Source organism: Paraburkholderia sediminicola (assembly GCF_046027825.1).
Classification (GTDB): domain Bacteria; phylum Pseudomonadota; class Gammaproteobacteria; order Burkholderiales; family Burkholderiaceae; genus Paraburkholderia; species Paraburkholderia sediminicola_D.
In genome coordinates, this window is sequence record NZ_JAQQDU010000089.1 from 19,965 (window position 1) to 33,340 (window position 13,376).

The following is a 13,376-nucleotide window of genomic DNA, read 5'->3' on the forward strand; positions in this document are numbered from 1 at the left end:
GCACCGATCTCTCGATGACATCCTCCACCGCTTCCACCGTCGCATCTACTGCCGTCACGCCGTTGCATCCGCTACCGCTTGCCTTCGGCGACCTGCAGGGTTGCCGCACGCCGTTCCAGCAACTGCTGGCCAAAGCCGCGCCGCCAGAAGGCACGCCGCTGTGGTTCGCGGGCGACCTGATCAACCGCGGCTCCGAATCGCTCGCCACGCTGCGCGACATCATTGCGCTGGGAGATCGCGCGGTGCCGGTGCTGGGCAACCACGACCTGCATCTGCTGTCGGTGTCGGCGGGGATTCGCAAATCGAAAAAAGGCGACACGATCGACGATATTCTCGCCGCGCCGGATGCCGCCGACCTGCTCGAATGGGTCCGCCACCGTCCGCTCGCCCATTTCGAACACGGCATGTTGATGGTGCATGCGGGCGTACTGCCGCAATGGGACGCCGCCCTGACGATGGAACTCGCCGACGAATTGCAGCGGGCACTGCGCGCGCCGAACTGGAAGGAAACGCTTGCGGGACTCTACGGCAACGAGCCGAATCGCTGGACGCCGGGCATCAAGGGCATCGACCGGCTGCGCCTGACGTGCAGCGCATTGACGCGCATCCGCTTCTGTAATGCCGAAGGCGCGATGGATTTCAGCACCAGCGGCGGCTTGAATTCCGCGCCGCCGGGCAGCATGCCGTGGTTCAACGTGCCGTCGCGCAAGACTGCGGATGTCACGGTGGTGTTCGGCCATTGGGCCGCGCTCGGCTTGACCTTGCGCGACAACCTGATCGGCCTGGATTCCGGCTGCGTATGGGGCGAGAAACTGTCCGCCGTACGTCTTGCGCAAAACCCCGTGGACCGCACGCTGACCCAGGTCGACTGCGAGGCTTGCCGCGTGCCAGGCGGCGGCAACTAGGCAGCCTCGCTAAGCCGACCGGCTGGACTGATCGACGGGTTCGATCAGCACCGGCGAGGTGTTGGAGGCGTCTGACGCGTTGGGCGATGCGATCGGAGCTGCAATGGCAGCACCGGACCTCGCCATGCCGCCCTGCATCTCCCGCAACGCCATCCCAATCACCCCTTCCGCCTCCGCCGCCAGCGTGCGCCGATCCGCACCCGGCGCAAGCGGCACGCCGACATACACGTGCGCGGTCAATGGGCCGCCGCGCAACAGCATGTTCAGCGAATCCGCCAGCGTCAGGTCGTCGATATACGCAGGCGCGGTCGATTGCCGGCCTTGCGCGTCTTCATACATGATGCAAAGCGGCTGCACCGGCGCCGAGGCCGACACGGCCGCCTGGAACATATTCGCGTGAAACGGCAACAGCGCCAGACCGTCTGACGTCGTCCCTTCCGGAAACACGCACATCAGCTCGCCCGCGCTCAGGCGGTCGGACAGTTCGTGCATGATCCGTTTCGCGTCGCTGCGCTTCTCGCGCTGGATGAACACCGTATCCAGTTGCTGCGCCAGCCAGCCGACCACCGGCCACTGCCGGATCTCGGCCTTCGAGACGAACGGCGTGGGCCGCCACGCGTTGATCACGTAGATGTCGATCCACGAGATGTGATTGGCGACCACCAGCGCGCCGCGGTCGAGCCGCGCGCTGTCGTTATGCACGACGAGCTGCATGCCGCATAGACGCAGCATTTTGAGCGACCATTCACGATTGAGCGTCTGCCGCCCCTCTGCGCCGGCCTTGGGGAAGCGGGTGGCGACGACCCACATGCCGTGCAGCAGATGCGCGATGAGACGGGCCTTGCGTAACGCGAGCTTCATTTGTCGGAGCTTTCCGTAACTGGGCAATGACGCGGATATTAACGCTGTTCGAACGCGACGTGACCGGACACGATGGTCGCCCGCACGCGCGCCGGCAGTTCATAGCCGAGGAACGGCGTGTTGTGCCCCTGGCTCTTCAATGCGCGCGGCTCGACGCGCCAATACGCGTTGCGGTCGAACACGCAGAGATCGGCGACGCTGCCCACGGCGATGCGGCCGGCCGCCTCCAGCTTCAGCACATCGGCCGGCGCCGTGGTGATGCGGTTCAGCGCCTTGGCCAACGGCACGCGCGCTTCGTCGGCCCATTTGACTGTGAGCGACAGAAACAGCTCCAGACCCGTTGCGCCCGGCGTGGCTTCGGCGAACGGCAGAAGCTTTTCGTCGTCGTCGACCGGCGTGTGGTCGGAGCAGATCGCGTCGATCGTACCGTCGACGAGACCCGCGCGGATCGCTTCGCGATCGCGCTGCTGGCGCAGCGGCGGATCGAGCCGGAACTGCGCGTCGAAGTAGCCGATGTCGAGGTCGATCAGGTGCACGTGGTTCACGGTGACGTCGCACGACACCGGCAAGCCCTCGGCCTTGGCCGCGCGCATCAACTCGATGCCCGCCGCCGACGACACGTGCGACAGATGCACCCGTGCCCCCGTTACGCGGACCAGTTCGAAGATGGTGTGCAGCGCGATCGTCTCAGCCGACACCGGCACGCCCGAAAGCCCAAGCCGAGACGCCAGCGCGCCGCTCGCGGCCACGCCGCCACGGCCAAGATACGCATCGACCGGACGCAGCCACACGGTGTAGCCGTAGGTCCTCGCGTACTGCAACGCACGCATCAATACCTGCGTGTCGACGACCGGCACGTCGGCCTGCGAAAAACCGATACAGCCCGCTTCGGTGAGTTCGACCATCTCGGTGATGACCTGGCCTTTCAGACCGACGGTCAACGCGCCGAGCGGATACACATGCGCCTGGTTCAGATTGCGCGCGCGGAACTTGAGCATCTCGACGAGGCCCGGTTCATCGAGCGTCGGATCAGTGTCCGGCGGACACACGAGACTCGTCACGCCGCCCGCGAGCGCCGCGGCCATTTCGGATTCGAGCGTCGCCTTGTGTTCGTAACCCGGTTCGCGCAAACGTGCGGACAGGTCGACCAGGCCAGGCACGACCGACAAACCTTTGGCGTCGATCGTCTTCTCTGCCTGGAAATCTGCGGGTGCGTTGCCGATGGCGACGATCTTGCCCGCCGCGATAAAAATGTCCTGCTGCTGTTCGGTGCCCGCTGCCGGATCGATCAGTGTGCCACCCTGAATATGAATCTTCATGCGCTGCCTTAATGTTTAGCCAAGCGTTCAGCTAAGTTCTGCGTGACTTGTCGCGTCTGTTGGTGCGTCTGTTCGTGCATACCGCGGCGAGATCAATCGTGATTACCCGCGACGATCCCCATCACCGCCATACGCACCGCGATGCCGAACGTGACCTGATTCAGAATCACCGATTGCGGACCGTCGGCCACCTGCGAATCGATTTCGACGCCGCGATTCATCGGACCCGGGTGCATCACGATCGCATCGGGCTTGGCGAGCGCGAGGCGCTCCGGCGTCAAACCCCAACTCTTGAAGTACTCCTGCGCCGACGGCAGCAACGCGCCGCTCATCCGCTCATTCTGCAGACGCAGCATGATGATCACGTCGACGTCTTTCAGGCCTTCGTCGAGGTTGTGGAATACACGCACGCCCATCTGCTCGAGACCACCCGGCAGCAGCGTGCGCGGACCGATTGCGCGCACTTCCGGCACGCCAAGCGTGGTCAGAGCATGAATGTCCGAGCGCGCGACCCGCGAATGCAGAATGTCGCCGACGATCGCCACACGCAGATTCGTGAAGTCTTTCTTGTAGTGCCGGATCGTGTACATGTCGAGCAGACCCTGGGTCGGGTGTGCGTGACGGCCGTCGCCGGCATTGATCACATGCACGTGCGGCGCGCAGTGCTGGGCGATCAGGTACGGCGCGCCGCTCGATGCATGGCGCACGACAAACATATCGGCGTGCATCGCCGAGAGGTTGTTGATCGTGTCGAGCAGTGACTCACCCTTGCTCGTCGACGAGGCGTTGATGTTCAGATTCAGCACGTCCGCCGACAGGCGCGTCGCGGCGATCTCGAAGGTCGTGCGGGTGCGCGTCGAGTTCTCGAAGAACAGGTTGAACACCGACTTGCCGCGCAACAGCGGCACCTTCTTCACTTCGCGATCGGTCACGCTGACGAACTGGTCAGCGGTATCGAGAATGTGATTAACGATCGCCTTCGGCAATCCTTCAATCGACAACAGATGTTTGAGCTCGCCGTTTTTCGTGAGCTGCGGATTGCCCTTCAGGAAGCCATAACGGAAGCGCTCGGTGGCGCTGTCGGCTGAATCCTGGGAGGCCTGGGTGGCGGTGTTCATGGTGTACCTGCTTCAAATACGGGCTTCAACGTGTTCGGTGTCGATGCTGACTGCGTGTGAGTGTTCCGGGCAGGCGTGGCGCGCAACACTGCGCGCGGCCGGTTCGAAACTCTCTTGCTTAATGGGTGCACGATGCGGAGTGCACAAATGCGGGCTGTACAGATGCGACGCGCTGGATGCGGTCTCGCTCAAGGCGCCTAACCGCGTTCAATCCAAGCGCGCTTCAGTGTGAAAGGTGAAACGCTGATTGCCGTCGGCGGCACCCGCTTCGCGGGCCAGCACCAGCGTCGCATCGGCAGGCACCTGCACCACGCCGCCAACAAACCGCGCCGCCACCGGCAGCTCGCGTCCACCGCGATCGGCCAGCACGGCCAGTTCGACCGATGCCGGGCGGCCGTAGTCGTACAACTCGTTCAGCGCCGCGCGAATCGTGCGACCGGTGTACAGCACGTCGTCCACCAGCACGATGCGGCGCTTGTCCACGGAAAACGGCAGCGAGGTCGGGCTCGCCTGCGAGTGCAGGCCTTTTTTCGCGTAGTCGTCGCGATGCAATGCGACATTCACCACCCCGAAGCTCGGCACGTGCAAGTCGCGCGCCAGGCGCTCAGCAAGCCACGCGCCGCCGCTGTAGATACCGGCCAGCACGGCGCCTTCAGCACCGTCTTGTCCGGTGCCCAACCTGTCACCATAAGCGGCACGAATCTGCTCGAGCAAAGCGCTGTAGAGCGCTTCGGCGTCAATGGAACTCATGGTCGTCGGAAAGTCCGTCTAGATATTGCTGGAGGATGATGCTGGCGGCTTCGGCGTCGAGCATGTCGGCGCGGCCGTTGCCGGCGCGGATTTCCGCCTTCGCCTCGACCGACGAATAGCGTTCGTCGATCCACGTCACCGGCAGATTGAAGCGGCCATTCAGCTGATTACCGAAGCGCTTCGCGAGTTGGGTCATTTCGTGCGGCGTACCGTCCGGGTGCATCGGCAAGCCGACCACCAGTGCGTCCGGTTTCCATTCGGCGATCAGCTTGCCGACGGCCTCGAAACGATATTCGCGGCTGCGATTCTGCACGATCACGAGCGGCCGTGCGCTGCGGGTGAGCGAATTGCCCACCGCCACGCCGATCCGCTTTTCACCATAGTCGAACGCAAGCAGCGTCGCCTCACGTCCGGCCGACAGGCTCATGCGTGCCCCGCCTCGCCCGACAGCATCGACAGCGAGATGCCGAGCAGCGCGAGCGCCGCTTCCAGACGCTCTTCGGCGGGCACGTCGAAAACGATTTTCGGGTCGGCTTCGACCGTGAGCCAGCCGTTCTTGGAAATCTCTTCTTCGAGCTGACCCGCACCCCAGCCGGCATGGCCGAGCGTGAGCAGGAAGCGCGCCGGACCGGTGCCGCTCGCGACGGCTTCGAGCACGTCTTTCGAGGTGGTCATCTCGAGCCCGCCTGGCACCGACATTGACGATGTATAGGCATTGCCGTCTTTCGGATCGTGCAGCACGAAGCCGCGCTCGGTTTGCACCGGGCCGCCGAAATACACGGGCACGTGAAGAAGGGGTTCGATCTCGAGCTTGAGATCGATGCGACTGAAGAGCGCTTCCAGATCGATGTCGGTCGGCCGGTTGATCACGAGGCCGAGCGCACCGCGCTCACTGTGATCGCAAAGGTAGACCACCGTTCCTGAAAACGTGGGATCGGCCATGTTCGGCATGGCGATCAGGAACTGGTTGGTCAGATTGATGCGATCGGTACTCTTGGACATAGTTCGAATTTTAGCAAAGACGATGCAGGATGGCGGGCTTTAAGCGCGGAACCGCGATGTGCGCGATGAAGGGCGCCGCGAGCCATCGACGGCGAATCAAGTTGCACTCTATCACGCACGCAGGCCTTGTCCACGGTGCGGCTTGGCGGTGTTTTATGACACGCACACCGCGTGCCTCCCGGTTCGAACCTGACGCCTCGCTACGCCAGGCCGAGGATGCTTACCGGCGCACAGGGCACGTAGCGGGATACCGCAGCGGATCAGGCGCCGCCCTGCTCGATCGAACGCGTCAATGCGGCCAGCGCGGCGTTGCTTCCTGCCGGCGCGACACCCGCAGCTACTTTGTGCAGCATCGCGCGCAACGCTTCAGCGGTCTGCTCGAGCGTGCTCGCCGCCGGCGCGCCGACAATGACGTGGGCGCGCACTGCCGGCGTCGATACGCCGGCGTGCGCGCGGCGGCGCCACGCCAGCCCGAGGGCATCGGCAACCAGCGCCACGTGGCCAAGGCCCAGCGCGCACGCGGCGGCGCCGAGCCGGTAGGCGGCGTCGCCCGCCTGCAGCGCTTCGCTCGGGTCGGCCTTCTCGGGCTGATCGGCCGCGCGGGCATGCTCGGTCAGCGCTGAAATCGCAGCATCCGCGGATTGCAGGAAGTCTTCGTAGGCGTGCGCGTTGACGGTCAACACCCCCAGCTCGCGCGTCAGTGTGCTGCGGGTCGCGCTGATCGCCTGCGCCTGCACGGCGCCCGCTTCCCAGAGCATTTCGGATGCCTGGGTGCCCGCGACGTGCCAATCGACCGTCAAACCATAGTCGTGCAGCACCTCGACCTGATCGGCGTCTTCCGCCGCAGCGCCGAATAGCGCGTAGTCGCGCCACAGCAGCGCCAGCGTCGCGCGCACTAACGAACGCGGCGCGCGCTCGATCCCCCTTGCGTGATCGGCCAGCGTGAGATTGCAGCGCGCATAGAAGCGGCGCGCGTCGGCTTCTCCGGTGGCGCGGCCGCTGACGCGCAACGCCTTGGCGCAAGCTTTGGCGAGGCGCCAGAAATCGTACGGGTCTGGGCCGGTGAGTTCGGTCAGGACGGCGTCCAGCTCGTCGAGCGCCGCGTTCGTGAACGCCAGCGCGGCACCGCTGCTATCGGGCTGCGAGCGCAACACCGGCAGCAGCGCGCGCTCGTAGCGCGCCCGCAAATGGGCCAATTGATCCGAGGACTGGGCATGCAGCGACACCGGCGGCACCGGGCGGGCGCAGAGCGCGAGATCTTCGAAAGCGACGGTCGAACCGGGCGTGTGCTCCGACAGATGGGTACAGAGCGCGCGATAGTGATTGAACAGTACGGGCGAGCTGGACAGCTCGCGCAGATTGTGGCGCTCGAGCGCCGCGCGGAAATCGTGCAATGCCGCGCCGAACACCGGTCGCGCGCTATCCACGTCAGCCGGATCGCCTTCGGCCAAAGGCGAGAGCCGCACCAGCGCGTCCGCGAAGCGCTGTGCGCTCAGCCAGCCGGCCTCGCGCAATGCGTGCGACGCACGCAGCAGCGCCGAGGTGCTCTCGCTGTGTTGCTCGAACGCCAGCAGCGCCTCGGCCAGCGCCAGCTCCGCCGGACGGACAGCGCCGCCGCGCGGATTCGGCAAAGCATCGAAGGAATCAGGTGCAGCGGATCGAAGAGTCATGGGCAGGCGACAGGAAGCTGACGGGCCGCCGCTTTGCGCCACGCGAGAGACTGATCGGCTAACGCGCGAACTGGCGACAGGACATTGACAGACTACCGCTGCGACACGGCGCAACCGGGGCCGTTCCGCGTCGATACGTTGGGGCTGCGTTCCGAGCGCGTGAACCGCGTTCGATCCGGCCGACGCCGTCTGCAAAACGCCGCGCCGCAGGTACTCAGCATGACGCTCGGCCTGACACCGCCGCTTGCCCCGCGGACTTCAGATCTGGACCATCTCGAAGTCTTCCTTGCGCGCTCCGCATTCCGGGCAGGTCCAGTTAATGGGAACGTCCTCCCAGCGGGTGCCCGGCGCAATGCCTTCGTCCGGCAAACCGGCTTCTTCGTCGTAAATCCAGCCGCAAATCAGGCACATCCAGCTTTGATATTCCATTCTTGTGTCGCGTCGTAGAGTCCGTGGAAACGGGAGCCATGATGGTACCGTGTTGCCGCCCCAATGCCTAGCAAACAGAAACGCACAATCGTAGCGTGCGGCGGCCTTTAGCTAGAGGGTTGCGTCGGTTTGCCGAAGAATGCGAAAAAACGCCTTCACAACAGTTTAGGCCGCATAATTGAGCCGATTGCGCACCCTCTGCGCCTAAAAACAGCTCCTTTTTGTAAATCTTCATGCCCAGCGACACGCCTCCGATCGTCCTCACCTTCGGCCTTTCCGATCCCACCGGTGGCTCCGGCCTGCAAGCCGACCTGATGACCCTAGCCAGCATGGGCTGCCATGGCGTCTCCGTGCTCACGGGCTATACCGTGCGCGACTCGGCGAGCTGCGACGAAGTCACGGGACTCGACCCTGAAGTGGTCGCGACCCAGGCCCGGATGCTGCTCGAAGACATGCCGATTGCCGCGTTCAAGGTCGGCGCCTGCACGCGCGCGGAAGTGGTCAGCGCGATTGCGGAAGTGGTCGCCGATTACGACGACATCCCACTGATCCTCGCCCCCGACTTCACGCTCGACGACGAACACGTGCTCGCCGCCGACGAACTACGCGAAGCGATCGCCGACCTGCTGGCGCCGCAAACCACCTTGCTGGTCGCCGATTCGGCCACGCTGCTCGCCCTCGCCCAGCCCGACGGCGACGCCGAAGCGCCGAGCCTCGACGCGGCGATCTCGCATCTGCTGTCGCAAGGCTGTGAATACATTCTGTCGACGGAAACCGGCACGCACCGGCTCGTCAACACACTGTTCAGCGAAGACGGCCAACTGCGTCAGGATATGTGGGACCGCGGCAGCCACCGGATCATCGGCATTACGGATACCCTCGGCGCCGCGATTGCCGCCTTGCTGGCCAATGGCCAGGAGCCGGCGGAAGCGGTACGCGAGGCGCAGGAGTATCTGTATCAGGCGATGCGCAATGCGTTCCGGCCGGGAATGGGCGCGTATCTGCCGGACCGCTTTTTCTGGGCCCGCAGCAGCGATGACGACGCGCCGCCCGCGGCCGGCAAGGATGTGGCGCCGGGCGAGGCACGACATTAAGGTTCGGCGTTGAGCGTCGACCGCATGAGCGGCAGGCGCATGGCAAGCATTACAGCCGTAATCGAATGGCAGCCCCAAAAACCCGCATTTCTGCGGGTTTTTTCTTTTCAAACAGTCTTCTACATTCCACTTCACGGTGTAACTACACTTTCGAATTTGTAATAAGACGTTACAACGCGCCCCTTGTCGTCAGGATAGACTTTACGATTCGTAATCCTGCCACGTAAGCCTATGTCTTCGCCGATTCCAGTTCCCCTGCCCATGGGGGCTTCGGACGAGCCCTGCACCTTCCTGCAACGCGTCCACGGCGAAGTCACTATCCGCGACAGAATGCAAATGTTCCGCCACAAGCCGGTGACGATCTGGCTGACCGGGTTATCCGGGGCGGGCAAGTCAACCATCGCTTTCGAACTTGAACAGCGACTCGTATCGCTAGGCCACGCGTGCTATGTCCTCGACGGAGACAATATCCGTCACGGTTTGGCATGCGATCTCGGTTTTGGCGAAAAAGACCGGCGTGAAAATATTCGCCGAGTGGCGCACGTGGCTCAATTGATGAATGACGCGGGTCTGATCGTCATCACGGCGCTTATCTCTCCCATGCGCGAAGACAGAGCGATGGCGCGCGAGATCGTCGGGCCTGGCAATTTCATCGAGACCTACCTCTCAGCCTCCGTCGACGCTTGCGCCCGTCGTGATCCGAAAGGTCTCTATGCGAAAGCCCGGGCTGGCGAGATTGCCTCGTTTACTGGGGTATCCGCACCCTATGAAGCCCCGGCCGACCCTGAGCTGAAAATTGACACCGCCATGCAAACGCCGGCCGAAAGCGTAGGGAAACTATTCACCTACTTGCGCGATGGCTGCCTGGCAGATCCCTGCTGCGAAGAGCGCATGCAATATTGAGCGTTCAACGGAATGCTTCGCCGCTAGCCCAAAACAAAAAACCCGCATTTCTGCGGGTTTTTTGTTTTGGGAAGCACGCCTCGCGGCGCACTTCCCCATGCGTTTCGAACTGAACCTCTCGCGAGAGAGGCCCAACCGAAATTACATGTCCATGCCCATGCCGCCCATGCCGCCGGGCATACCGCCGCCCATCGGAGCATCTTCCTTCGGCAGTTCGCAAACAGCTGCGTCGGTGGTCAACAGCAGGCCAGCGACCGAAGCTGCGTTTTGCAGCGCCGTGCGCGTCACCTTCGTCGGGTCCACAACACCTGCGTCAACCAGGTCGACGTACTCGCCGGTTGCAGCGTTGTAGCCGTAGTTGCCCGTACCAGCAGCAACAGCCGCCACCACGACGCTGGCTTCTTCGCCACCGTTCGTGACGATCTGACGCAGCGGCTCTTCCATCGCGCGCAGCACGATCTTGATACCTGCGTCCTGATCGGCGTTAGCGCCCTTCAGGCCAGCGATTGCCGTACGTGCACGGATCAGTGCGACGCCGCCGCCAGCAACGATGCCTTCTTCCACAGCTGCGCGCGTTGCGTGCAGTGCGTCTTCGACACGTGCCTTCTTTTCCTTCATTTCGACTTCGGTCGCAGCACCGACCTTGATCACTGCAACACCGCCGGCCAGCTTGGCCACGCGCTCTTGCAGCTTTTCACGGTCGTAGTCCGACGTTGCTTCTTCGATTTGCGTGCGAACTTGCTTCACGCGCGCTTCGATCGTTGCAGCTTCGCCAGCGCCGTCGATGATCGTCGTGTTTTCCTTGCCCACTTCGATACGCTTCGCTTGGCCCAGTTCAGCCAGCGTTGCCTTTTCGAGCGTGAGGCCGGTTTCTTCAGCGATGACTTGACCGCCGGTCAGGATCGCGATGTCTTCCAGCATGGCCTTACGACGATCGCCGAAGCCCGGAGCCTTGACAGCAACAGTCTTCAGGATGCCGCGGATGTTGTTCACAACCAGCGTAGCCAGCGCTTCGCCTTCGACGTCTTCTGCGATGATCAGCAGCGGACGGCCAGCCTTGGCGACTTGTTCCAGTACCGGCAGCAGATCACGGATGTTCGAGACCTTCTTGTCGTGCAGCAGCACGAACGGGTTCTCGAGCACAGCAACCTGCTTGTCCGGGTTGTTGATGAAGTACGGCGACAGGTAGCCGCGGTCGAATTGCATACCTTCGACAACGTCCAGCTCGTCTTGCAACGACTTGCCGTCTTCAACCGTGATGACGCCTTCCTTGCCAACCTTGTCCATCGCTTCAGCGATACGGTCGCCGATCGACGTGTCGCTGTTAGCCGAAATCGCGCCAACTTGAGCGATTTCCTTGTTGGTCGTGCACGGCTTGCTGATCTTGCGCAGTTCTTCGATCGCGGCCGTCACAGCCTTGTCGATACCGCGCTTCAGGTCCATCGGGTTCATGCCCGATGCAACGTACTTCATGCCTTCGCGGACGATCGACTGAGCCAGAACCGTTGCGGTCGTGGTGCCGTCACCTGCGTTGTCGCTGGTCTTGGAAGCAACTTCCTTGACCATTTGCGCGCCCATGTTCTGGAGCTTGTCCTTCAGTTCGATCTCTTTCGCGACCGAAACACCATCCTTGGTGACCGTCGGGCCGCCGAAGCTGCGTTCCAGGACAACGTTGCGACCCTTCGGGCCCAGCGTGACCTTCACAGCGTTCGCGAGGATGTTCACGCCTTCAACCATCTTGGCACGGGCGGAATCACCGAATACGACGTCTTTAGCTGCCATCTTCTAACTCCTTGAATTCTTTGGGATATGACCGGGAAAAGTAGCGACCAGCGCTTACTTCTGCACCACGGCCATGATGTCTTCTTCGCGCATCACGAGCAGTTCGTTGCCGTCGACCTTTACGGTCTGGCCTGCGTACTTGCCGAACAGGACGCGGTCACCAACCTTCACGTCGAGTGCGATTTGTGCACCCTTGTCGTCACGCTTGCCCGGGCCAACTGCCAGGATCTCGCCTTGATCCGGCTTTTCCGCTGCGGCTTCGGGGATCACGATGCCCGACGCAGTCTTGGTTTCTTGATCCAGACGTTTGACGATCACGCGATCATGCAAAGGACGAAGGTTCATACATACTCCTCTCTTGATTGAGACTGAAGAACGCTGAGAAAATCCGGCTGGCTGAGCCAGCCGGCGATGTTGTTAGCACTCTCGTGCAGCGAGTGCTAATTATATGGACGGGTGGTGACAAATTCAAGAAGGGATGTCGCTTTGGCCAGTTGTCGAGATTCGCTTAACTTTGAACTTTGTTCACTTAAGTCTGAACTCTTGATGCGCGCTTGACCGTTGTCATCTCAAGAAATTTTGTGCAAAAACAATAACTTAATGTCTCACCAACGGTCCTCTGCGCCACGTGCCAAATCCGACGCGTGGCCCTTTTCCTGACCGCATCAGACCGCACGACCGAGTGGTCGTTGCCAAAAAAGGGTAAACCCCTAGCTCCGCAACAATCTTTAGTCAGGCTCGTCCAGATCGAAAAATATGCTGCATCCGACAGCCCCCACCATATTTTTCGCTCGCGAGTAGCGGCTCTGGGGGGCGGACTGCTCAATTGTTCCTCGCAATCACAATTGCATGGAGGCAGTTGACCTCGAAAGCCACGGCCCCACACTGCGGACAGCGATGCATCAACAAAATCATTGATGCCATTGCGCGGCTTGTCCCGACCCTCGCGCATCTCGCCGGCAAGCACAAGGAGTGCCAATGAAATGGCGGTATCACTCTCCAAAATAAGTACTCTCGTGGAGGCAAACCGTTTGCCGCTGCGCTGGTTTCGCCCGCGAGATCCGGAGCGCTCTGCTGCCGTCCACGCACGTTCCCGGAACGCTTCGCGCAAGAAAACTTCGCCGACATGGCATACCCAGCCATTTTCTTGCCGTCAGGCGCAAAGCAACTTCGGCGAAATACTGCTCCGCCCACAACGCAAATCTCAGTCGCGCTTTCTGATCGCTTGCGCCGCGTTTTGAGTTTATCCCCCGGGGCTGGCTGGTATGCTTCTTTCGGGGATATAACAACCTCGCCCGCTCGTCTAGAGCGGGACTAATAGCGAGAGACCGAGCCTTGACGACGACTAATCCAATATCGCAGTTTCCGGCCCATCAACTAACTGGAATTGAAATCGACGGCGGATGGCGTGTCGTCAAACGCTTGACCGGTGAAGGCAACCAAGAAGGACACACACCGGGCTTCTTTAGTGTTGGATACTTGGTTGAGCGAGGCGCCGAGCAGGCATTTCTAAAAGCGTTCGACCTCCAGGCTGTGATGACTG

14 protein-coding genes are annotated in these 13,376 nt (G+C 62.3%); 4 read left to right on the forward strand and 10 right to left on the reverse strand.

Translation table 11 applies throughout. The annotated features are described in order from the left end of the window. Window positions 1-14 precede the first annotated feature (14 nt). Window positions 15-905, forward strand: a complete 891-nt coding sequence (locus tag PQQ96_RS33360; protein WP_408300419.1) for a symmetrical bis(5'-nucleosyl)-tetraphosphatase — start codon at window positions 15-17, stop codon at window positions 903-905. Between the two features lie 9 nt (window positions 906-914). Here PQQ96_RS33360 and PQQ96_RS33365 read toward each other — a convergent pair whose 3' ends face one another. From PQQ96_RS33365 to PQQ96_RS33400, 8 genes are all read right to left on the reverse strand, one after another. Then, on the reverse strand, window positions 915-1,766 hold the full coding sequence (locus PQQ96_RS33365) for a lysophospholipid acyltransferase family protein (RefSeq protein WP_408300421.1): 852 nt from the start codon (window positions 1,764-1,766) through the stop codon (window positions 915-917). Window positions 1,767-1,804: 38 nt separating this feature from the next. Next, a complete protein-coding gene (locus PQQ96_RS33370) occupies window positions 1,805-3,085 on the reverse strand; it encodes a dihydroorotase (protein ID WP_408300423.1) in 1,281 nt (426 codons plus the stop codon). Window positions 3,086-3,177: 92 nt separating this feature from the next. Then, window positions 3,178-4,203, reverse strand: coding sequence for an aspartate carbamoyltransferase catalytic subunit (locus tag PQQ96_RS33375; RefSeq protein ID WP_120346234.1), 1,026 nt, complete (start codon window positions 4,201-4,203; stop codon window positions 3,178-3,180). 207 nt (window positions 4,204-4,410) lie between these two features. Beyond that, window positions 4,411-4,953, reverse strand: a complete 543-nt coding sequence (gene pyrR, locus PQQ96_RS33380) for a bifunctional pyr operon transcriptional regulator/uracil phosphoribosyltransferase PyrR (protein WP_408300425.1) — start codon at window positions 4,951-4,953, stop codon at window positions 4,411-4,413. Continuing rightward, on the reverse strand, window positions 4,940-5,380 hold the full coding sequence (ruvX, locus tag PQQ96_RS33385) for a Holliday junction resolvase RuvX (RefSeq protein WP_408300427.1): 441 nt from the start codon (window positions 5,378-5,380) through the stop codon (window positions 4,940-4,942). The genes pyrR and ruvX overlap by 14 nt, the downstream gene beginning before the upstream one ends. Further along, window positions 5,377-5,955 carry a YqgE/AlgH family protein gene (locus PQQ96_RS33390; RefSeq protein WP_408300429.1) on the reverse strand — a complete coding sequence of 193 codons (579 nt, stop codon included), beginning with the start codon at window positions 5,953-5,955 and terminating at the stop codon, window positions 5,377-5,379. The genes ruvX and PQQ96_RS33390 overlap by 4 nt, the downstream gene beginning before the upstream one ends. 260 nt (window positions 5,956-6,215) lie before the next feature. Further along, window positions 6,216-7,625 carry a FimL-related protein gene (locus PQQ96_RS33395; protein ID WP_408300431.1) on the reverse strand — a complete coding sequence of 470 codons (1,410 nt, stop codon included), beginning with the start codon at window positions 7,623-7,625 and terminating at the stop codon, window positions 6,216-6,218. Between the two features lie 258 nt (window positions 7,626-7,883). Further along, the gene (locus tag PQQ96_RS33400) at window positions 7,884-8,054 is read right to left on the reverse strand and encodes a rubredoxin (RefSeq protein WP_006047743.1); all 171 of its coding nucleotides are present in this window, start codon (window positions 8,052-8,054) and stop codon (window positions 7,884-7,886) included. Window positions 8,055-8,287: 233 nt separating this feature from the next. Between PQQ96_RS33400 and PQQ96_RS33405 the strand changes: the two genes are divergently transcribed. Further along, a complete protein-coding gene (locus PQQ96_RS33405; RefSeq protein ID WP_408300433.1) occupies window positions 8,288-9,148 on the forward strand; it encodes a hydroxymethylpyrimidine/phosphomethylpyrimidine kinase in 861 nt (286 codons plus the stop codon). A 261-nt stretch (window positions 9,149-9,409) separates the two neighbouring features. Further along, entirely contained in the window at window positions 9,410-10,051 is a 642-nt protein-coding gene (cysC, locus tag PQQ96_RS33410; RefSeq protein WP_408300440.1) for an adenylyl-sulfate kinase, read from the forward strand. Window positions 10,052-10,192: 141 nt separating this feature from the next. On the opposite strand, the gene groL is transcribed toward cysC, so the two are convergent. Both groL and groES read right to left on the reverse strand, forming a co-directional pair. Next, a complete protein-coding gene (gene groL, locus PQQ96_RS33415; protein WP_408300435.1) occupies window positions 10,193-11,833 on the reverse strand; it encodes a chaperonin GroEL in 1,641 nt (546 codons plus the stop codon). Between the two features lie 54 nt (window positions 11,834-11,887). After that, window positions 11,888-12,178 carry a co-chaperone GroES gene (gene groES / locus PQQ96_RS33420; protein ID WP_007178996.1) on the reverse strand — a complete coding sequence of 97 codons (291 nt, stop codon included), beginning with the start codon at window positions 12,176-12,178 and terminating at the stop codon, window positions 11,888-11,890. A gap of 990 nt (window positions 12,179-13,168) precedes the next feature. Between groES and PQQ96_RS33425 the strand changes: the two genes are divergently transcribed. Then, window positions 13,169-13,376, forward strand: a 208-nt coding sequence (locus PQQ96_RS33425) for a hypothetical protein (RefSeq protein WP_408300437.1), incomplete at its 3' end; no start/stop codon positions are given.